General features: G+C 71.7%; 23 protein-coding genes. 13 read left to right on the top strand and 10 right to left on the bottom strand.

What is annotated here, in order from left to right; all coding sequences use genetic code 11:
• Positions 1–4: 4 nt before the first annotated feature.
• From aroC to nusB, 6 genes are read left to right on the top strand one after another with little or no spacing between them, the layout of a single operon-like run.
• Positions 5–1,183, top strand: coding sequence for a chorismate synthase (gene aroC, locus BJ975_RS05950; protein ID WP_179424263.1), 1,179 nt, complete (start codon positions 5–7; stop codon positions 1,181–1,183).
• Positions 1,180–1,692, top strand: coding sequence for a shikimate kinase (locus BJ975_RS05955; protein ID WP_179424264.1), 513 nt, complete (start codon positions 1,180–1,182; stop codon positions 1,690–1,692). Before aroC ends, BJ975_RS05955 begins: the two co-directional genes overlap by 4 nt.
• Positions 1,689–2,771 carry a 3-dehydroquinate synthase gene (gene aroB, locus BJ975_RS05960; RefSeq protein ID WP_179424265.1) on the top strand — a complete coding sequence of 361 codons (1,083 nt, stop codon included), beginning with the start codon at positions 1,689–1,691 and terminating at the stop codon, positions 2,769–2,771. Before BJ975_RS05955 ends, aroB begins: the two co-directional genes overlap by 4 nt.
• Complete coding sequence (locus BJ975_RS17090) at positions 2,764–3,837, top strand: M24 family metallopeptidase (RefSeq protein ID WP_179424266.1); 1,074 nt, start codon at positions 2,764–2,766, stop codon at positions 3,835–3,837. Before aroB ends, BJ975_RS17090 begins: the two co-directional genes overlap by 8 nt.
• A complete protein-coding gene (efp, locus tag BJ975_RS05970; RefSeq protein ID WP_425545978.1) occupies positions 3,834–4,400 on the top strand; it encodes an elongation factor P in 567 nt (188 codons plus the stop codon). Before BJ975_RS17090 ends, efp begins: the two co-directional genes overlap by 4 nt.
• A complete protein-coding gene (gene nusB, locus BJ975_RS05975) occupies positions 4,400–4,891 on the top strand; it encodes a transcription antitermination factor NusB (protein WP_179424268.1) in 492 nt (163 codons plus the stop codon). The genes efp and nusB overlap by 1 nt, the downstream gene beginning before the upstream one ends.
• Here the strand turns inward: nusB and efeB are convergent.
• The 7 genes from efeB to BJ975_RS06010 form a co-directional block, all read right to left on the bottom strand.
• A complete protein-coding gene (gene efeB / locus BJ975_RS05980) occupies positions 4,823–6,061 on the bottom strand; it encodes an iron uptake transporter deferrochelatase/peroxidase subunit (protein ID WP_179424269.1) in 1,239 nt (412 codons plus the stop codon). The genes nusB and efeB overlap by 69 nt on opposite strands.
• Positions 6,058–7,269, bottom strand: a complete 1,212-nt coding sequence (gene efeO / locus BJ975_RS05985) for an iron uptake system protein EfeO (protein ID WP_179424270.1) — start codon at positions 7,267–7,269, stop codon at positions 6,058–6,060. The genes efeB and efeO overlap by 4 nt, the downstream gene beginning before the upstream one ends.
• Complete coding sequence (gene efeU / locus BJ975_RS05990) at positions 7,266–8,123, bottom strand: iron uptake transporter permease EfeU (RefSeq protein WP_179424271.1); 858 nt, start codon at positions 8,121–8,123, stop codon at positions 7,266–7,268. The genes efeO and efeU overlap by 4 nt, the downstream gene beginning before the upstream one ends.
• A 97-nt stretch (positions 8,124–8,220) precedes the next feature.
• Positions 8,221–9,375, bottom strand: a complete 1,155-nt coding sequence (locus BJ975_RS05995; protein WP_179424272.1) for an HNH endonuclease signature motif containing protein — start codon at positions 9,373–9,375, stop codon at positions 8,221–8,223.
• Between the two features lie 53 nt (positions 9,376–9,428).
• Positions 9,429–10,091, bottom strand: coding sequence for a hypothetical protein (locus BJ975_RS06000; RefSeq protein ID WP_179424273.1), 663 nt, complete (start codon positions 10,089–10,091; stop codon positions 9,429–9,431).
• Between the two features lie 5 nt (positions 10,092–10,096).
• Complete coding sequence (locus BJ975_RS06005) at positions 10,097–10,621, bottom strand: metallophosphoesterase family protein (RefSeq protein WP_179424274.1); 525 nt, start codon at positions 10,619–10,621, stop codon at positions 10,097–10,099.
• Between the two features lie 21 nt (positions 10,622–10,642).
• Complete coding sequence (locus BJ975_RS06010) at positions 10,643–11,140, bottom strand: macro domain-containing protein (protein WP_179424275.1); 498 nt, start codon at positions 11,138–11,140, stop codon at positions 10,643–10,645.
• A gap of 60 nt (positions 11,141–11,200) precedes the next feature.
• Between BJ975_RS06010 and BJ975_RS06015 the strand changes: the two genes are divergently transcribed.
• Entirely contained in the window at positions 11,201–12,097 is an 897-nt protein-coding gene (locus BJ975_RS06015) for an EamA family transporter (RefSeq protein WP_317628285.1), read from the top strand.
• Position 12,098: 1 nt separating this feature from the next.
• On the opposite strand, the gene BJ975_RS06020 is transcribed toward BJ975_RS06015, so the two are convergent.
• The 3 genes from BJ975_RS06020 to BJ975_RS06030 are packed head-to-tail and all read right to left on the bottom strand — an operon-like array spanning position 12,099 to position 14,843.
• Complete coding sequence (locus BJ975_RS06020; protein WP_179424277.1) at positions 12,099–12,554, bottom strand: hypothetical protein; 456 nt, start codon at positions 12,552–12,554, stop codon at positions 12,099–12,101.
• A 13-nt stretch (positions 12,555–12,567) separates the two neighbouring features.
• The gene (locus BJ975_RS06025; RefSeq protein WP_179424278.1) at positions 12,568–13,962 is read right to left on the bottom strand and encodes a VWA domain-containing protein; all 1,395 of its coding nucleotides are present in this window, start codon (positions 13,960–13,962) and stop codon (positions 12,568–12,570) included.
• The gene (locus BJ975_RS06030; protein ID WP_218845746.1) at positions 13,959–14,843 is read right to left on the bottom strand and encodes an AAA family ATPase; all 885 of its coding nucleotides are present in this window, start codon (positions 14,841–14,843) and stop codon (positions 13,959–13,961) included. The genes BJ975_RS06025 and BJ975_RS06030 overlap by 4 nt, the downstream gene beginning before the upstream one ends.
• A 23-nt stretch (positions 14,844–14,866) precedes the next feature.
• On the opposite strand from BJ975_RS06030, the gene BJ975_RS06035 reads away from it, so the two are divergent.
• The 6 genes from BJ975_RS06035 to BJ975_RS06060 all read left to right on the top strand — a co-directional run bounded on the left by BJ975_RS06035 (position 14,867) and on the right by BJ975_RS06060 (position 18,729).
• Positions 14,867–15,256 carry an SRPBCC family protein gene (locus tag BJ975_RS06035; RefSeq protein ID WP_179424279.1) on the top strand — a complete coding sequence of 130 codons (390 nt, stop codon included), beginning with the start codon at positions 14,867–14,869 and terminating at the stop codon, positions 15,254–15,256.
• Between the two features lie 13 nt (positions 15,257–15,269).
• A complete protein-coding gene (locus BJ975_RS06040; RefSeq protein ID WP_179424280.1) occupies positions 15,270–16,559 on the top strand; it encodes a M20/M25/M40 family metallo-hydrolase in 1,290 nt (429 codons plus the stop codon).
• Between the two features lie 74 nt (positions 16,560–16,633).
• Positions 16,634–17,020: a YtxH domain-containing protein gene (locus tag BJ975_RS06045; protein ID WP_179424281.1), complete on the top strand. Its 387-nt coding sequence runs from the start codon at positions 16,634–16,636 to the stop codon at positions 17,018–17,020.
• On the top strand, positions 17,017–17,421 hold the full coding sequence (locus BJ975_RS06050) for a phage holin family protein (protein WP_179424282.1): 405 nt from the start codon (positions 17,017–17,019) through the stop codon (positions 17,419–17,421). The genes BJ975_RS06045 and BJ975_RS06050 overlap by 4 nt, the downstream gene beginning before the upstream one ends.
• Before the next feature lie 13 nt (positions 17,422–17,434).
• Positions 17,435–17,701, top strand: a complete 267-nt coding sequence (locus BJ975_RS06055; RefSeq protein ID WP_179424283.1) for a DUF3618 domain-containing protein — start codon at positions 17,435–17,437, stop codon at positions 17,699–17,701.
• The gene (locus tag BJ975_RS06060; protein WP_179424284.1) at positions 17,701–18,729 is read left to right on the top strand and encodes a YihY/virulence factor BrkB family protein; all 1,029 of its coding nucleotides are present in this window, start codon (positions 17,701–17,703) and stop codon (positions 18,727–18,729) included. Before BJ975_RS06055 ends, BJ975_RS06060 begins: the two co-directional genes overlap by 1 nt.

Raw genomic sequence — 18,729 nt, forward strand, 5'->3', positions numbered from 1 at the left:
CCCCATGCTTCGTTGGTTGACCGCCGGTGAGTCACACGGCCCCGCACTCGTCGCGACCCTCGACGGCCTCCCGGCCGGTGTGGAGGTCACGAGCAAGGAGATCCAGGCGGCCCTCGCGCGCCGCCGCCTCGGCTACGGCCGCGGCGCCCGGATGGCCTTCGAGGCCGACGAGCTCGAGATCATCGGCGGCATCCGCCACGGGCGCACGCTCGGCAGCCCGATCGCGATGCGGATCGGCAACAGCGAGTGGCCCAAGTGGGAGCAGGTCATGGCGGCCGACCCGGTCGACCCCGAGACCCTCGCCGGTCTCAAGCGCAACGCCCCGCTGACGCGTCCGCGCCCCGGCCACGCCGACCTCGCGGGCATGCAGAAGTTCGACTTCGACGAGGCCCGCCCGATCCTCGAGCGCGCGAGCGCCCGCGAGACCGCGGCCCGCGTCGCGCTCGGCGAGATCGCCGCGCAGTTCATCGCGCAGACCACCGGCGCCCGCATCGTCAGCCACGTCGTCGAGCTGGGCACCGTGAAGGCGCCCGCCGGTGTGCTGCCGGGCCACGCCGACGTCGAGCGCCTCGACGCCGACCCGCTGCGCTGCTTCGACCCCGCCACGTCCGAGCTGATGGTGGCCGAGGTCGACGCCGCCCACAAGGACGGCGACACCCTCGGCGGCGTCGTCGAGGTCATCGTCGAGGGCCTGCCGCCGGGACTCGGCTCGCACACGCAGTGGGACCGCCGTCTCGACAGCCGCCTCGCGGCCGCGCTCATGGGCATCCAGGCCATCAAGGGCGTCGAGCTCGGCGACGGCTTCGAGCTGGCGCGCACGCGCGGCTCGCTGGCCCACGACGAGATCGTGCCGACGCCCGAGGGCATCCGGCGTGTCTCCGGCCGTGCCGGCGGCACCGAGGGCGGCATGACCACCGGTGAGCTGCTGCGCGTCCGCGCCGCGATGAAGCCCATCGCCACCGTCCCGCGTGCGCTGCGCACCGTCGACGTGCAGACCGGCGAGGAGACGCGAGCCCACCACCAGCGCTCCGACGTGTGCGCGGTCCCGGCCGCCGGCATCGTCGCCGAGGCCATGGTCGCGCTCGTCGTCGCCGACGCGCTGCTGGAGAAGTTCGGCGGCGACTCCGTCGGCGAGACCAGCCGCAACGTGCGCTCCTACCTCGACAACCTGAGCCACCGGTGACCGGCACCCGCCCGGTCGTCGTGGTCGTCGGTCCGCCCGGCGCCGGGAAGACCACGGTGGCCGGACTGCTGGCGGATCGACTCGGGGTGCAGGTCCGCGACACCGACCAGGACGTCGAGGCCGCCGAGGGCGAGAGCGTGCAGGACATCTTCGTCGGCCGTGGCGAGCCCGTCTTCCGCCGGCTCGAGGCCGCCGCGGTGGCCGAGGCGCTGCGCACGCACGACGGCGTGCTCGCACTGGGTGGGGGAGCGGTCATGGACGACGGCACCCGCGCGCTGCTGGCCGACCACGTCGTGGCCCACCTCGACGTGGGTCTGGCGCAGGCCGCCGCCCGCGTCGGCATGAACTCCGGCCGCCCGCTGCTGCTGGGCAACATCCGCGGGCAGCTCAAGGCCCTCATGGACTCGCGCCGCCCGCTCTACAACGAGGTCGCGACGTTCACCGTGGACACGAACGACCTCTCGCCCGACCAGGTCGTCGACCGCGTCCTCGCGGAGCTGGGCCGATGACCCGCCGCGTCGCGGTCGAGACCTCCCAGCCCTACGAGGTCGTGGTCGGGCACCACGTCATGGCCGAGCTCGAGACGCTCGTGCCCGACGACGCGCTGCGCGTCGCGATCGTCCACGCCGGACCCGTCGCCGGCGTCGCCGAGGGTCTCGCGCAGCACCTGCCCGGCCGCGAGGTGCTGCTGATCGAGGCGCCCGACGGCGAGCAGGCCAAGACCGTCGAGTTCCTGGCGCACTGCTGGGACCAGCTGGGCCTGCGGGGCTTCACCCGCTCCGACCTCGTGATCGGCGTCGGGGGAGGAGCCACCACCGACCTCGCCGGGTTCGTCGCGGCCAGCTGGCTGCGCGGCGTCCGGTTCGTCACGGTCCCCACGACCGTGCTCGGCATGGTCGACGCGGCCGTCGGCGGCAAGACCGGCATCAACGTCGCCGCCGGCAAGAACCTCGTGGGCGCGTTCCACGAGCCGATCGGCGTGCTGTGCGACCTCGCCACGCTCGCGGAGCTGCCCGAGCGTGAGCTGCGCGGGGGACTGGCCGAGGTCGTGAAGTGCGGCTTCATCGCCGACCCGTCCATCCTCACCGACGTCGAGGCCTCGCCCGAGCGGGCGCTCGACCCCACCGACGACCTCCTCGCCGACCTCGTCACCCGCGGCATCGCCGTGAAGGCGCGCACCGTCGCCGCCGACCTTCACGAGCGCGGCGCCGACGGCTCGATCGGCCGCGAGGCGCTCAACTACGGCCACACGCTCGGCCACGCGATCGAGCGGCACGAGCGGTACACCCTGCGCCACGGCGAGGCGATCAGCGTGGGCATGGTGTTCGTGGCCGAGCTCGCCCACCGCACCGGCCTGGTCGACGACGCGCTGCTGGCCCGTCACCGTGACACGCTGGGTCTCGTGGGCCTGCCGACCAGCTACGACGGAGCGACGTTCGAGGAGCTGCTCGCCGGGATGCGCCTCGACAAGAAGACGCGCGGCGACCAGCTGCGGTTCGTCGTGCTCGACGGCCTCGCGAGCCCGCGCATCCTCGCCGGTCCCGACGAGGACGTGCTCCGCGCCAGCTGGGAGGCCGTCCGTGGCTGACCCGAGCCGGCTCGAGCGCCTCCGCGGCCTGCTGGCCGAGGGCGGCCATGCCGCGATGTACGTCTCCGACCTGGTCAACCTGCGCTACCTGACCGGCTTCACGGGGTCGAACGGCGCCGCGCTGGTGCCCACCGAGGGCGAGCCGCTGTTCCTCACCGACGGGCGCTACCGCGACCAGGCCGCGGCCGAGCTCGACGCCGCCGGACTGGGGGACGTCGAGATCGTCATCACGCGCGACCTGATCGGGGTGGCCGCGGGCCGCGCACCGGCCGACCTCGTCGCCGAGACCCACCTGCTCGACGTCGACTCGTGGCAGCGGCTCGACCGTCCCGAGGCCTCCGGTCGGCTCGTGGAGCGGCTGCGCGAGGTCAAGGACGAGACCGAGGTCGCCGCGCTGCGTCGGGCCTGTGAGATCTCCTGCGAGGCACTCGAGGCCCTGCTGGTCGGTCCGCTCGTCGGCCGCACCGAGCGCGAGGTGGCCCGCGACCTCGAGTGGCGCATGCTCGAGCTCGGCGCCGAGGACAAGGCGTTCGACACGATCCTGGCCTCCGGCGAGCACACCGCGATCCCGCACCACTCGCCGACCGACCGTGAGCTGCGCGCCGGCGACCTGCTCAAGATCGACTTCGGCGCGCGGTTCGACGGCTACCACGCCGACTGCACCCGCACGGTCGTCCTCGGCCCCGCCGCCGACTGGCAGCGCGAGATCCACGCCGCCGTGCGCGAGTCCCAGGCGGCGGGTCTCGACCGCCTGCGACCGGACGTCCCGGTGGCCGACGCGAACACCGCGGCACGCGCGTCGCTGGAGGCCTCGGGCTGGATCGACGCCTTCACGACCGGTCTGGGCCACGGCGTCGGGCTGCAGATCCACGAGGACCCGTTCATCGGCTCCGCGCACCCCGGTAGACTGGTCAGCCGCACCGTCCTGACGATGGAGCCGGGGATCTACCTTCCGGGCCGTGGGGGCGTGCGCATCGAGGACACCGTCCTCGTCACCGACCCCGACCACGGCGGTGAGCCCGACGTGCTCACCGACCTCACCAAGGAACTCCTGGAGATCGACTGATGGCAACCACGAACGACCTCAAGAACGGCATGGTTCTCAAGATCGACGGAAAGCTGTTGGCCGTCACCGAGTTCCAGCACGTCAAGCCGGGCAAGGGCCCCGCCTTCGTCCGTACGAAGCTCAAGGACGTCGAGTCCGGCAAGACCCTCGACAAGACCTTCAACGCCGGCACCAAGGTCGAGACGGCCACGGTCGACAAGCGCGACATGCAGTACCTGTACAACGACGGCACCAACTACGTGTTCATGGACATCTCCACGTACGACCAGATCGAGGTCACGCCCGAGTCGATGGGCACCACGGTCGACTACCTGCTGGAGAACCAGAACGCCGTCGTCGCCACCAACGAGGGCCGCGTGCTCTACGTCGAGCTGCCGGCCTCGGTCGAGCTCGTCATCGAGCACACCGACCCGGGCCTGCAGGGCGACCGCTCCAGCGGCGGCACCAAGCCCGCCCGCCTGGAGACCGGCAAGGAGATCCAGGTGCCGCTGTTCATCGACTCCGGCGAGAAGGTCAAGGTCGACACGCGCGACGGCAGCTACCTCGGTCGTGTGAAGGCCTGATGGCTGCACGCACCAAGTACCGCAAGCGGGCCCTGGACATCCTCTTCGAGTCCGAGTCCCGCGGCCTGGCGGCCGACGGCACGCTGGCCGACCGCCTCGAGGTCAACGACCCGCCGGTGAATCCGTACACGGTCGGGCTCGTCGAGGGCGTCGCCGCGCACGCCGCGCAGATCGACGCCCTCCTCGAGGAGCACTCGCACGCGTGGTCGCTCGACCGGATGCCGGCCGTCGACCGCAACCTGCTGCGGATCGGCGTCTACGAGATCCTGTGGGCCGAGGACGTGCCCGATCCGGTGGCGATCAGCGAGGCCGTCGAGCTGGCCCGCGAGCTGTCCACCGACGAGTCGCCGAAGTTCATCAACGGCCTGCTGTCGAAGGTCGCCGAAGTGAAGCCGCAGGCGCTGCGCGCGGCCGAGCAGGCCTCAGCCGAAGAGCCCGTCGCCGACGGAGCCGCCGGGCCTGATGCCGCGGGGGATCGCGAAGACGGCTGAGCCGATGTGGCGGATGTACTCGTTGAGTGCATCCGTCGCGAGCGACCGCTGGATGTCGATGAACTGCTGCGGCGAGCGTCCGTAGGCCAGGAAGAACAGTCCCGCATTGAGCTGTCCGAGGTCGTTGTTGCCCTCGACGTAGTTGTAGCCGCGCCGCAGCAGGCGCGCCCCGCCGTTCTGGTCGGGGTGCGCCAGGCGCATGTGCGCGGTCATCGGGATCGCCGGACCGCCAGCCTGCGTGGAGACCACGTCGAAGTCGGGGTCGGTGAACTCGCGGCCGCCCGACAGGGGCGCGCCCTCGCCCTTGTCGCGACCGATGATCGCCTCCTGCTCCTCCAGCCGGACGCGGTCCCACGACTCGATGAGCATCGCGATCTTGCGGGCCACGAGGAACGAGCCGCCCGCCATCCACGGCTGGTCGGAGCCGTCGGACCACACCCACCGCTCGAGGTCGGCGGTGTCGGTGCCGAACACGTTCGCGGTGCCGTCCTTGAACCCGAAGAGGTTGCGCGGGGTGGCCTGCGCCTTCGTCGTGGTGGACGTGCGCCCGTAGCCCAGCTGGGTCCAGCGCACCTGCGCCCGTCCGAACGCGATGCGCGAGAGGTTGCGGATCGCGTGCACGGCGACCTGCGGGTCCTCGGCGCACGCCTGGATGCACAGGTCGCCGCCGCTGTAGCGGTCCTCCAGCAGGTCGAACGCGAACGACGGCAGCTCGACGAGCTCGCGCGGGCGCCGGTCGGCGAGACCGAAGCGGTCGTCGAAGAGACTGGGGCCGAAGCCGAACGTCACGGTCAGGGCGTGGGCCGAGAGGCCGAGCGCCTCGCCGGTGTCGTCCGGCGGCTTGTAGGGGCCACCGCCGGTGGCGCCCTCGGCCGTGACCTCCTCGCCGCGCGTCATCCGCGCGGCCGCGTCGGTCCAGTCGGCCAGCAGCGACCTCACGTCGTCGCGGTCGGCGGTGGACGTCAGGTCGAACGACGCGAAGTACAGGTGCTGCTGCACGGGCGTGGTGATGCCGGCCTGGTGCGGGCCGTGGAACGGCACCACACGGTCCTCGGTGGCCGGCGCGTCGTCGCGGGTGGCGCCGGCGGCGAACCCGCCGGTGACGCCCACGGCGCCCGCGGCGCCGATCAGCCCGAGGGCCGACCGGCGCGACAGCCGCGAGCCGGTCATGACGAGGAGACCCCGAGGACGGTGTGCGTGAGCTGCGACAGCGGCTCGCTCAGGGCGTTGAGCTGCGCGCCGAGCTCGTTGCGCTGCGGCTGCTCCACGGTGTCGTACGAGACGAAGCCCTTGTCGTAGTCGCCGTGCGTCTCGAGCAGCGCGAACATCGAGCCGAACTGCTCGTCGAGGTCGGTGACCAGCTGGGCACCGTCCTCGCCCTTGCTCTCGGCGATGTCGCGCACGGACGTGTAGGCCACCTTGGCGCCCTCGACGTTGGCGTAGAAGTCGTAGAGGTCGGTGTGACTGAACTCGTCCTCCTCGCCCGGGAGCTTGCCGTCGGGCGCGGCGACCTCGTCGAGCAGGCCGATGGCGCCGTTCGTGATGTCGCCGATCGAGAGCACGAAGTCGTCGGAGTGGACCTTGTCGTACAGCGCCTGGATGTCGGTGACGAGCTGCTCACCGAGCTCCTTCCGCGCGGCCGCGTCCAGCGGGGCGATCTTCTCGTCGGGGTAGTTCTTGCGAGCCTCGTCGAGCCACAGGTCCATCTCGATCCGGTGGAAGCCGGTGAACGGCAGGCCCTCGGCCTCGGCGCCGGGCTTGCGGTAGTCGATCTTCGGGTCGAGGTCGCCGAACTGCTCGGCCGTGGGCTCGATCCGCTCGTAGTTGATGCGGGTGATCGGGAAGAGCTCGCGCGCCTTCGCGTCGTCGCCGGAGGCGTAGGCGGCCACGAACTGCTCGACGTTGCCGACGAGCTCGCCGACCTGGTCCTTGGTGTACGCGGTGTAGGAGTCGACGGCCGCGTCGATGGCCTCCTGCTCGCCCTCGTCCACCGCGACGTCGTCGCCGGTGACCGTGAAGGCCGCGTTCCCGACGCCGTCGCCGACCATGCCGGGCTTGCACTCGGTGAAGTAGTCGCCGGGCTGCGCCTGCACCGTGAGGTTGCGCGAGGTGCCCGGGGCGATGTTCTCGACCTCGCCGATGATCCGCAGCTTGTCGCTGTCGAGCAGGTAGAACTCCGTGATCTTGTCGCCGTCGTTCGTCACCTCGAACGTGATGGTGCCGCTGGCGGCCTTCGCCGCCGAGACCTCGCAGCCATCGGCGGTGCTGGAGACCTCGATCGCGGCGTCGCCGGACTCGGAGTTCTTGACGCAGGCGCTCAGGCCGAGCGTCGCGGTGAGGGCGACGGCTAGCACGGTGGAGCGGGAGCGACGGTTCATGCACGGGTTCCTTCGTTCGAGGCGGCGCGGGCCGCACGGCGGGGTCGACCGACGACCCGCGCGTACGCGGTGCCGACGACGACGAGGTAGATCGCCCAGACGGCGATCTCGAGCTGGGTCATGTCCGGGGAGAACCCCACCGTGCCCTTGAGGAGGGCAGCGGGCAGACCCGTGGGGTCGATGGTGTCGCTGAGCTGGAACGCCCAGCCGGTGGTGCCGGTCCACGGACCGGGAAGCACCCCGGCCTCCTGGAGGTCGTGCACGCCGTAGGCGAGGATGCCGGCGGCGACGACGATCAGCAGTGCGCCGGTCCAGGTGAAGAACGTCCCGAGGTTGATCCGCACGATGCCGCGGTAGATCAGCCAGCCGATCGCCACGGCGGCGAGCAGGCCGAGGACGGCCCCGATCCAGGCCAGGGGAGCGTCACCGCTGGACCGGACGGCGCTCCAGAGGAACAGCGCGGTCTCCAGTCCCTCGCGGGCGACGGCGACGAAGCCGATCGCGACCAGTCCCCATCCGGGACCGTCGAGGCGCGCGTCGACCTGGTGCTCGAGCTCGCTCTTGAGACCGCGGGCCGTGCGGGCCATCCAGAAGATCATCCAGGTGACGAGCCCGACGGCGAGGATCGACAGGGTGCCGCCGATGATCTCCTGCGCCTCGAAGCTCAGCCCGTAGGTCCCGAAGGTCAGCAGGGCGCCGAGGCCGAGCGACAGCGCGACCGCGATCGCCACGCCGGCCCAGATGCGGGGCACCACGTCGTCGCGCCCGATCTTGCGGACGTAGGCGATGAGGATGCCGACGACGAGCGAGGCCTCGAGGCCCTCGCGCAGGCCGATCAGGAACGTTCCGAGCATGACTCACCTTCGGTTTCGTGCAGCCCGGCTTAGGGCAGCCTCAGCAAAGGTACTCCCATCCGCGCTCACCCTCGACGCACCCCGGGTGTAGCAAGGGTCACAGGACTCGGTAGCGCTCGTGGCGGCTCAGGGGCGCGTCGAGGTGGCGGTCGTGGAAGTGACCGTGGGACTTCATGTTGTGGTGTTTTCGACAGAGGCAGCGGAGGTTGGTTCCGCTGGTGGATCCGCCGGAGTCGTAGGCCTTCGCGTGGTCGAGGTCGGTCTCGTGGACGGGGGCTCGGCAGCCGGCGACTCGACAGGTGCCGTCGCGCCAGTGCAGTGCTTGGCGGAGTGATTCGGGTGGTCGGTAGGTGAGGACTTGGGTGTCGAGGACGTGTCCGAGGGGGTCGAGGACCAGCCGTCGGAGCACGGCGTGCTCGGAGGTGGCGAGCTCGCGGACCCATGCGGCGCCGACGGGCTCGCCGTCGAGGGTGAGGCCGGGGCCGTTGGTGTAGCCGAGCAGGTCGGTGGCGCTGATGCTGATGGCGATCTCGGCACGGAGGTCGCCGACGGTCCCGGTGTTGGAGGTCAGCCAGTCGGCGACGAGGTCGGCCTGCTTCTGGTCGCGGGTGCGGCGGTCGCGCTCACCCGTGACGGGGTCGATCGTCGGGATCGCGCGGGCGGCCTTGCGCAGCCGTTCGCCGATCGCGATCGCCAGCCCGGTGGGCAGCAGCGCGTTGAACCACGACGTGCCGTCGTCGTTGTGGGTGATCGAGACGCGTCGCTGCTCGACCGCACGGTCGGCCTCGGCCTGCGTCTCCTCGGGCTCGAGCCGTGCCCGCAGCCGACGCAGCCACGACCGCAGCTCGGCCAGCGTGTGAGTAGCCGCGTACTCCGGAGCCGAGTGCTCCAGCGCCGCCCACGCCTCACGCGTCTGGAGCCGCTCGGCCGTCGAGGCGATCGCGGACGTGCGGTCGGCGTCGATGTCACCGGACCGGAACGACTCCCACACCCCCGGCGCCCGCGTCTGCAGCGTGTCGGCCTCGTGGACCATGCCCCACACCTGGTGCTCGGTGGTCCGCAGCGCTCGCGCCAGGTCGAGTGTGACCTCACGCCGGGCCAGATCCTTCGACAGCGGGATGTCATCGACGCGGTCGATCTCGGCCACCCGCATCGCATGGTGGGAGACCACGAACTCCCACTCCTCGAACTCCGCGATCGCACGTGCGCGACGCACCGCGTCACCCGTGACCACCGCTCGGCTCAAGTCCATGAAGCCCAACCTAGTGGGTGCCACCGACAGATTCCGAACGTGAGGTCGAAGCGTCAGCTGGAGGCAGCCTCGGCGAGGGCGGCCACCGCGGCGCCAACGGCCCCAGGGTCGATCAGCTGGTGCAGGTGGGAGCCGTCGAGGCGCCGGACGGGCCAACCCGACGCGGCAGCGAGCTCGTACTCATCCGCGTAGGTGTCGCCGAAGGCGAGGTAGGCGGCCGGTCGCTCGGTCCAACGCTCGGGCACGGGGACGGTGCGCGTGAAGTAGGCGAGCGGCACCCGCGGCTGCTCGCGCTCGACGGCGGCTCGCGTGCCCGGGTCGGGGAAGAGGTGGTCGACGGCGGGCCACCACTGGGTCCAGGGCGGCAGCGTGCCGTCGGGGTCCTCGAGGTCGCGCAGGAAGCCGAGGAACGCCTGAGGGGCGAGCCGGGCCTCGGTCGCCGTGGGCTCGGGCAGTGCCGCGTCGACGTAGACGGTGCCCGTGACGGACAGGACGGTGCCCAGGTGTGCCGCGTACAGCCCCGCATTGCTGTGCGGGACGAGGACGACCGACCGGTCGCCGGCGGCCGCCCTCACGGACTCGACCACGCCCTCCGGCGTGCGCGGCCCGGACCCGAGGTCGACCGTGCTCGCCTCGTGCCCCTGCGCGAACAGCCAGTCCTCGACCGGTCGCCACGTGGCCGGGCCGAGCAGCGGACTGGGGACGAGCAGGAACACCGGGCTCACCGCCGCCGGGCGGGTGTCCTCGGCGGCAGCTCGTGGAGCCGGACGTCGCGCAGGGTCCCCGCGTCGGCGACCGCGGTCATGTACGTGCAGAACGGCTGGCGCCGGCGGTCGGTGGGGGACCCCGGGTTGAGCAGGCGCAGTCCCGACGCCGTCGTGGTGTCCCACGGGATGTGGCTGTGCCCGAAGACCAGCACGTCGGCGTCGGGGTACTCGGCACTGCAGCGCGCCTCGCGGCCCTTCGCGTCGCCGGTCTCGTGGACGACCGCGAACCGCATGCCCTCGATCTCGGAGTGGGCGACGAGCGGCAGCCGCTCGCGCAGGACGCCGTGGTCGTTGTTGCCGTACACCGCGAGCAGCCGCGCGGACCGGGCCTCGAGGGCGTCCAAGGTGTCCACGTCGACCCAGTCGCCCGCGTGAACGACGACGTCCGCCTCGTCGACGGCGGCCCAGACCTCGTCCGGCAGGTCCTTCGCGCGCTTGGGCAGGTGGGTGTCAGCGAGCAGGAGGAGTCGGGTGGCCATGGGGACAGTCAACCGTCTCACTCAGTCGAGCGCCGCCTCGATCTCGCGGCGGGCCGCGTCGTCGTAGCCGACCAGGAGGACGTGCTCGACGCCGAACGTGCCCGCGTGCACCGCACGGACGGCCGCTGCGACCGAGTCGGCCTTCGACCACCCGTAGACGCCGGCCCCGATGAGCGGGAACGCGACCTCACGGGCGCCGAGATCGTCGGCGACCTCCAGCGAGCGCCGGTAGCAGGACTCGAGCAGGGCGACGTCGGTCTGACCGGCATGGCGGTTCGGCCCGACGGTGTGGATGATCCAGCGCGCGGGCAGGTCACCCGCAGTGGTCCAGCCGGCGTCACCGGTCGCGAGACCAACGGGGAACCGGGCGACGCAGTCGGCCAGCACGGCGGGGCCGCCCGCGGCGTGGATCGCGCCGTCGACGCCGCCACCGCCGCGCATGGCGTTGTTCGCGGCGTTGACGATCGCGTCGACCTCCAGCGTCGTGATGTCGGCATGGATCGCGCTGAGCCGGGTCATGTGCCGATCGTAGGTCGAGAGCGCAGGAATAGCCCGACGCCGGAACGCCTTGAACCACCCGTGGACGCGAAGTGGACGACGCCCCTGCTGACCGCGGTCGCACCCGTCGCGTGGGGATCGACGTACTACGTCACCGGCGCCTTCCTCCCGCCCGATCGTCCGCTGTTCGGGGCCCTGATGCGGGCGCTCCCGGTCGGGCTGCTGCTGCTCGCGCTGCGGCCGACCCTGCCCAGCGGCTCGTGGTGGTGGCGCGCCCTGCTGCTCGGCACGCTCAACATCGGCGCGTTCTTCGCCCTGATCTTCGTGGCGGCCTACCGGCTGCCCAGCGGGCTGGCGGCGACGCTGACGGCCACGGCGCCCATCGCGATGATGCTCGTGGCGTGGCTGCTGATCGCCGAGCGCCCACGGCTCGCCTCGCTCGGTGCGGCCGTCCTCGGCATCGCCGGGGTCGCCCTGCTCGTCCTGAGGGCCGGCTTCGCGGTCGACATGGTCGGGGTCGCCGCCTCGCTCGGCGCCGTGGTGATGTCGTCGTTCGGCTACGTGCTGCTCAAGCGGTGGACCGCCCCGGTCGACCTGCTCACCCTCACGGCCTGGCAGCTCGTCGCCGGCGGCCTGCTCCTGCTGCCCGTCGCGCTCGTCGTGGAGGGGCCGCCGCCCGCGCTGGACGCGCCGGCCGTGCTGGGCTTCCTCTACATCGGCCTCGTGGCCACGGGCCTGGCGAACTACCTGTGGTTCCGGGGCCTGCAGCGGATGCCGGCCGCGTCGGTGTCGCTCATCGGCCTGCTGAACCCGGTGGCCGGCACGGTGCTGGGCGTGGCCCTGGCGCACGAGATCTTCGGCCCCGTGCAGGCGATCGGCATGCTGCTGGTGCTGGCGGGCGTGCTGCTGGGCCAGGCGCCCGTGCAGGACGCGCTCGGACGCCTGCTGCGGCGCCGCGAGCGGGTGCCGGTGCGCTGACTCACTCCTCGCGTTCGACCCAGGCCTGGTTGCCGGGCTCGATCACCTCGAGCTCGACCGTGCCGAAGTCGCCGAGGACGAACGTGACCGGCTCGTCGCGGTCGACGCCCTCGGGCAGGTCGAACGTCGACGTGGTCGGCACGTAGTCCATCGTCGCCGGGCGGCCCTCGACCGCGCTCACCTGCACCGTGACGGTCTGGCCCTCGGCACTGGCCTGGCGGACGATCGCGGGATTCGTGCTGCTGCCGTACGTCACCACGTGGATGCGTCCCTCCTCGCCGACGACGACGCCCGCGGGGGAGTCGAGTCGCTCCTCGACGCCGGACGGCACGCCGCGGCTCGGGGCCGGCGTCGCCGACGTCGGCGAGTCGGAGCCGGGGGAGTCGTCCTCGCCACCGCACGCCGTGAGGGCGAGGGCCACCACCGCCAGCACCGCGACTCGGGACAGGATGCGCATGGCGGCTCCTCGATCAGACCGGCAGCAGGCGGGTGACGAAGTGCGTCAGCTGATCGACGTTCGCGCACTCGTGCATGGGGACGATCTCAGCGTAGGCCAGCGCCTCGGAGTCGCCCAGACCCCACCGCGTGTGGTGCTCGGGATTGAGCCAGTAAGTCCGTCGCGACCGCATCGCGATCTCGTGCAGGGCGTCGAAGCGCGGGTTCTGGTTGTTGTTGCGCGCATCGCCCAGGATCAGCACCGCGGTGCGCGGGCCGACCGCGTCGAGGAAGAACTCCTGGAAGTCCAGGAAGGCTTCGCCGTAGTCGCTGCTCGTGTGCCACTTCGTGATCTTCGCCTCGGCGCGGATGCGCGGCTCGATCTCGGCGCCACCGGAGACCGCGCCGTCGCGGACGATCTCGGTGACCTCGGCCATGGCGTTGACGAAGGCGAAGACGCGGACCTTGCTGAACTGCGCGCTCAGTGCCTGCGTCAGCAGCATCGTGAAGTTGGAGAAGCCCGCGACCGAGCCCGAGACGTCGCACAGCAGGACGAGCTCGGGGCGGCTGGGACGCGGCTTCTCGAACACGGGTCGCATCGGGACGCCGCCGGTGCCCATCGCGCGGCGCAGCGTGCGGCGCATGTCGATCTTCCCGCGGCGGCGACGCCGGCGACGGGCGGACAGGCGCGTGGCCAGCACGCGCGCGAGGGGCTGCACCGAGCGGCGCAGCTCCTCGAGCTGCTGGCGGTTCGCGCTGAGGAAGTCCACGCGGTCGCGTGACGAGCGCACGGCGTGGCGGGCGACGAGCTCGCGGCCACGCAGCTCGGCGGAGCGACGCCGGGCCTCGGCCTGCACCATCTCGCGGAAGGCCTCGACGCCCTGACGGACCTCGTCGCGGGCGAGGCGGTCGGTGAACTGCGTGCCGAGGCCCTGCCCGCCCTGGCCCGAACCGCCACCGGGACGCATCGCCATGGCGGCGGCGATGAGCGTCTGGGGCTGGAGCCGGTCGATGGTCTGGTAGGCCGACCAGCCGGCGGTCTCGGTGCCGGGCTGGCCCACCTCGCCGAGCACGTCGACGGCGATCTCCGCGATCTGAGCCAGCGTGCGCGGGTCGCGGTCGAGCAGCGCCATGAGCAGCAGCTCGCGGATCTGCTGGACGTCGAGGTCCTCGTCGGCGTCGCGGGCGGCCTCGGGACGGCCCACGCCGATCGGGAAGAACAGGTCGAAGGTCTGGTCGAAGACGTCGCGCTGACCGCCGCGGCGCACGAGCGCAGCGGCGAGGCCCTCGCGGAGCAGATCGCGGTCGTCGAGGCCCAGCACGCGCATGACGTCGGCCGCGTCGATCGTCTCGCTGGGCCCGGCGTTGACGCCCTTGACGCGCAGCGCCTCGACGAACTCGACCAGCCGGGTGGCGACCTGGGTGCTCATGAGAGAACGGCGTCCAGGTCCAGCTTCGCGCGGGCCTTGTCGATGTCGTCGTTGTGCTTGAGCACGACGCCGAGGCTCTCCGAGACGACCTCGGAGGTCAGGGTGTCGGCGCCGAGGGCCACGAGGGTGCGCGCCCAGTCGAGCGTCTCGGAGACCGAGGGGGCCTTGCGCAGCGGCATCGCGCGCAGGGCGTTGACGACGCGGACCACCGAGTCGGCGAGCGCCTGGTCGAGGTCGGGCACCTTCAGGGCGACGATGTCGCGCTCCAGGTCGGCCGAGGGGAACTCGATGTGCAGGAACAGGCAGCGGCGGCGCAGCGCCTCGCTCAGCTCGCGGGTCGCGTTCGAGGTCAGCACCACGAAGGGGCGCTGGGTCGCCGTCACGGTGCCGAGCTCGGGGATCGTGATCTGGAAGTCGCCCAGGACCTCCAGCAGCAGACCCTCGATCTCGACGTCGGCCTTGTCGGTCTCGTCGATGAGCAGCACCGTGGGGCCCTCGTTGCGGATCGCCGAGAGCAGCGGGCGCGGCAGCAGGAACTCCTCGGAGAAGATGTCCGACTTCGCCTCGCTCCACGTCTCGTCCTGTCCGGCCGAGATGCGCAGCAGCTGCTTCGCGTGGTTCCACTCGTAGATCGCGCGCGACTCGTCGACGCCCTCGTAGCACTGGAGGCGGACGAGCTCGGCGCCGCAGGCCTGGGCGACCGCGCGCGAGAGCTCGGTCTTGCCGACGCCGGCGGGGCCCTCGACGAGCAGCGGCTTGCCCAGCTCGCTGGCGAGGAAGACGGTGGTGGCGACGGCGTCCGAGGCCAGGTAGCCGGCCGTGGCCAGGCGCGCCTTGACGTCGGCGACCGAGGAGAACGGCATGGTGCCCTTGTTGAACATGGATTCAACTCTACGCTGTCCGTATGGCCAGGACGGTAGTGAGGTACACGTCACACCACGACGTCGAGTCGGCGTTCGCTCGGGTGACCGATTGGGAGCGCCACCGCGTGCCCCTCACGACGATCACCACGCGGCCCGACGGCTTCACCGCCCGGACCGCGATCGGACCCGTCGGCTTCGACGACCCGATGGACGTGACGGCGTGGGAGCCGCCGCGCCGCGTCGACCTCGTGAAGCGGGGACGCGTCGTCCGGGGGAGGGCCTCGATCACCGTCGAGCCGCACGGCACGGGGTCGGTCGTCACGTGGGACGAGGACGTGAGCGTCATCGGCGTGCCGCGCCTCCTCGACCCGGTCACCCGGCGGCTGCTGGGCCTGATGGTCTCGACGGTCCTGCGGCGTCTGCTGGCCTGACTAGGCTGGACGCATGTCCGCCGCCGAGAACGAGGTCGTTGACCTCTGCCGTGACCTGATCCGGATCGACACGTCCAACTACGGTGACTCCTCGGGCCCGGGCGAGCGCGCCGCCGCCGAGTACGTCGCCGCCAGCCTCGCCGAGGTCGGCATCGAGTCGACCATCCTCGAGTCGGAGTCCGGACGCGCCTCGGTGCTGGCGCGGTGGGGCGACCAGACCTCCTCGCGCCCCGGGCTCGTGGTCCACGGCCACCTCGACGTGGTGCCGGCGCAGGCGTCGGACTGGTCGGTCGACCCGTTCGCCGCCGAGATCGTCGACGACTACGTCGTGGGCCGCGGCGCCGTGGACATGAAGGACTTCGACGCGATCCTGCTGGCCGTGGTGCGCGAGCGCCAGCGTGCCGGCCGCATCCCCGCCCGCCCGATCCTGCTGGTCTTCACGGCCGACGAGGAGGCCGGCGGACAGCTCGGCGCCCACTGGCTCGTGGCCGAGCACCCCGAGTGGTTCGAGGGCTGCACCGAGGCCGTCGGCGAGGTCGGCGGCTTCTCCACCGAGGTCGCCGGCAAGCGCCTCTACCTGCTGGAGTCGGGGGAGAAGGGCATCGCCTGGCTGCGCCTCACCGCCACCGGCACGGCCGGCCACGGCTCGATGGCCAACCCCGACAACGCGATCACCCACCTCGCCCGGGCGCTCGTCCGCATCGGCGAGCACGAGTGGCCCCTCGAGCCCGGCCCCTCGATGCGGCTGCTGCTGGACAAGGTGCGCGAGCTGAGCGGCACCGAGGGCACGCCCGACGAGCTCCTCGAGCACTTCGGCCCCGCCGTGCGGATGATCGGCTCCGGCCTGCGGAACTCGACCAACACGACGATGGCGCAGGCCGGGTACAAGCACAACGTCGTGCCGGGGGAGGCCGTCGCCTACGTCGACGGACGTCCGCTGCCCGGACACCACGAGACGTTCGTGTCGCGCGTGCAGGACATCGTCGGCGAGGGCGTCCGGGTCGAGCCGTACCACCAGGACATCCCGCTCGAGTACGGCTTCGAGGGCGACCTCGTCGACGCGATGACCGTGTCGCTGCTCAAGCACGACCCCGAGGCGCACGTCGCGCCCTTCCTCATGTCCGGTGGCACCGACGCGAAGGCGTGGCACAAGCTCGGCATGACGTCGTACGGGTTCGTGCCGCTGCGGCTCCCTGCCGACCTCGACTTCACCGCCCTGTTCCACGGCGTCGACGAGCGCGTGCCGGTCGACGCGCTGCAGTTCGGCACCCGGGTCTTCGACGAGTTCCTCGATCTGGCCTGACCCCGCATACCTCCGCAGGGGTGGGGTACTCCCTCGACGCAAGAGTCACAGTCGATCGAGTGGAGGTGGCCACCATGGCCCGAAAGTTGACGTTCCTCGTAGGTGCCGCGGCCGGATACGTCCTGGGCACGCGCTCGGGACGAGAGCGGTACGACCAGATCGTCCAGAAGGCGCAGAGCCTGTGGAAGGACCCGCGGGTCCAGGACGTGGCCGACAAGGCGCAGCACGCCGCCCAGGAGCACGTGCCGGGAATGGGCGGGAGCGACTCGGGCAGCGGCTCGAGCTCCGGCAGCAGCGGGTCCGGCTTCGGCGGCTCGGGCTCCGGCTCCGGCAGCACCGGGTCCAGCACCGGCGGCAGCAGCTTCGGCTCCGGCGCCGGCTCGACTCCGGGCGGCACCGGTACCTCCGGCACGGGCGGCTCGGGCACGACCGGCGGCGGGACCGGAGCCGGTGGGCGATGAGTCACCACGAGCCCGGTGGTGAGGCCTCGACGGGCGAGCTCATCTCGCGCCTGACCGACGATCTCAAGACGCTCGTCCGGGACGAGATGCGCCTCGCCCAGATCGAGGTCTCGAGCAAGGCCAAGCGGGCCGGCGTCGGCGCCGGCATCATCGGCGCCGGCGGCCTGATCGCGCTGTACGGCCTCGGCGCGCTGATCGCCGCGATCATCGCGGCACTGTCGCTCGCCATGGACGTCTGGATCGCCGCCCTGATCGTCGCGGTGGTGCTGTTCGTCATCGCCGGCGTCGCCGCCCTCATGGGCAAGAACCGCGTGCAGGAGGCCGGCGCCCCCGTGCCCCAGGCGACGGTGGAGAGCGTCAAGGCCGACGTCGACGCCGTCCGTCACGCCCGCGATCACTGAACCGGAGGAACCCATGACCGAACCCCACGAATCCGAAGTGCTGCGCGAGGACGTCGAGCGCACCCGTGAGCAGCTCGCCGACACCGTCGACGAGCTGGCCGCGAAGTTCGACGTCAAGTCCAGGGCGAAGGAGTCCGCGCACGAGTTCACCGAGTCCGCGAAGACGCAGGTCGTCGACTCCGACGGCAAGCCGCGCCCGGAGGTGCTGGCACTCGCCGGCGGCCTCCTGTCGCTGTACCTCGCGAGCCTGGTGCTCCGCTCGCTGCGCCGGCGCCGCTGATGGCATCCGAACCCGGTCAGGCGCACGGCCCCGACTCGCCGAAGGAGCTCAAGAAGCGGCCGTGGATGTACGTGTTCCGCAAGACCGCTCGGGAGTTCTCCGAGGACCAGGGGACCGACCTGGCGGCCGCGCTGACGTACTACTCGGTGCTGGCCCTGTTCCCCGGTCTGCTGGCCGTGCTGTCGCTCGTCGGCCTGACGGGCCGCAGCGCGGACACGGTCGACGCGATGCTCCAGGTGCTGCGAGACGTCGGGGCCTCCGGCGCCGCGGAGACGCTGGAGCCGACGCTGCGCCAGCTGGGTGAGAACCAGAACTCGGGTCTCGGGTTCGTCATCGGCCTCGCAGCGGCGCTGTGGTCGGCCTCGGCCTACGTCAACGCGTTCTCGCGGGGCATGAACCGCATCTACGAGATCGACGAGGGACGTCCGTTCTGGAAGCTTCGCCCGGTCATGCTGGTGCTGACGCTGGTGACGGTCCTGCTCACCGCGCTCGTGGGGCTGAGTCTCGTGCTCACCGGTCCCGCCGCGGAGGCGGTCGGCAACGCCCTCGGGATCGGCGAGACCGCCGTGACGGTCTGGAACATCGCCAAGTGGCCCGTGATGCTGTGCGTCGTGGTGCTCATCGTGGCGCTGCTCTACTACGTCACGCCGAACGTCAAGCAGCCCCGGTTCCGCTGGATCAGCGTGGGCGCCGTGGTCGCGATCGTGACGTGGCTGATCGCGTCGGCGCTGTTCGGCCTCTACGTGGCCAACTTCTCGAACTATGACCGCACGTACGGCTCCCTGGCCGGCGTCATCGTGTTCCTGCTGTGGCTGTGGATCACGAACCTCGCGCTGATCTTCGGCGCCGAGCTCGACGCCGAGCTCGAGCGGGGTCGTGAGCTGCAGGCCGGGCTGCCGGCCGAGGAGGAGATCCAGCTGCCTCCGCGCGACACCACGAAGATCGAGAAGGACCGCAAGAAGTACGAGGAGGACGTCCGTCGGGCCCGTGCGCTGCGGCGCAGCCGCGGCGAGACGGACGACGCCTGA

It is taken from the genome of Aeromicrobium tamlense, from assembly GCF_013408555.1.
GTDB classification, from domain to species: Bacteria; Actinomycetota; Actinomycetes; order Propionibacteriales; family Nocardioidaceae; genus Aeromicrobium; species Aeromicrobium tamlense.

Coding starts and splice junctions, on each gene's coding strand:
- aroC (WP_179424263.1), top strand. CDS start 5: ATGCTTCGTTGGTTGACCGCCGGTGAGTCACACGGCCCCGCACTCGTC.
- aroB (WP_179424265.1), top strand. CDS start 1,689: ATGACCCGCCGCGTCGCGGTCGAGACCTCCCAGCCCTACGAGGTCGTG.
- nusB (WP_179424268.1), top strand. CDS start 4,400: ATGGCTGCACGCACCAAGTACCGCAAGCGGGCCCTGGACATCCTCTTC.
- efeB (WP_179424269.1), bottom strand. CDS start 6,061: ATGACCGGCTCGCGGCTGTCGCGCCGGTCGGCCCTCGGGCTGATCGGC.
- efeO (WP_179424270.1), bottom strand. CDS start 7,269: ATGAACCGTCGCTCCCGCTCCACCGTGCTAGCCGTCGCCCTCACCGCG.
- efeU (WP_179424271.1), bottom strand. CDS start 8,123: ATGCTCGGAACGTTCCTGATCGGCCTGCGCGAGGGCCTCGAGGCCTCG.
- BJ975_RS05995 (WP_179424272.1), bottom strand. CDS start 9,375: ATGGACTTGAGCCGAGCGGTGGTCACGGGTGACGCGGTGCGTCGCGCA.
- BJ975_RS06005 (WP_179424274.1), bottom strand. CDS start 10,621: ATGGCCACCCGACTCCTCCTGCTCGCTGACACCCACCTGCCCAAGCGC.
- BJ975_RS06010 (WP_179424275.1), bottom strand. CDS start 11,140: ATGACCCGGCTCAGCGCGATCCATGCCGACATCACGACGCTGGAGGTC.
- BJ975_RS06020 (WP_179424277.1), bottom strand. CDS start 12,554: ATGCGCATCCTGTCCCGAGTCGCGGTGCTGGCGGTGGTGGCCCTCGCC.
- BJ975_RS06025 (WP_179424278.1), bottom strand. CDS start 13,962: ATGAGCACCCAGGTCGCCACCCGGCTGGTCGAGTTCGTCGAGGCGCTG.
- BJ975_RS06030 (WP_218845746.1), bottom strand. CDS start 14,843: ATGTTCAACAAGGGCACCATGCCGTTCTCCTCGGTCGCCGACGTCAAG.
- BJ975_RS06035 (WP_179424279.1), top strand. CDS start 14,867: ATGGCCAGGACGGTAGTGAGGTACACGTCACACCACGACGTCGAGTCG.
- BJ975_RS06040 (WP_179424280.1), top strand. CDS start 15,270: ATGTCCGCCGCCGAGAACGAGGTCGTTGACCTCTGCCGTGACCTGATC.
- BJ975_RS06045 (WP_179424281.1), top strand. CDS start 16,634: ATGGCCCGAAAGTTGACGTTCCTCGTAGGTGCCGCGGCCGGATACGTC.
- BJ975_RS06050 (WP_179424282.1), top strand. CDS start 17,017: ATGAGTCACCACGAGCCCGGTGGTGAGGCCTCGACGGGCGAGCTCATC.
- BJ975_RS06055 (WP_179424283.1), top strand. CDS start 17,435: ATGACCGAACCCCACGAATCCGAAGTGCTGCGCGAGGACGTCGAGCGC.
- BJ975_RS06060 (WP_179424284.1), top strand. CDS start 17,701: ATGGCATCCGAACCCGGTCAGGCGCACGGCCCCGACTCGCCGAAGGAG.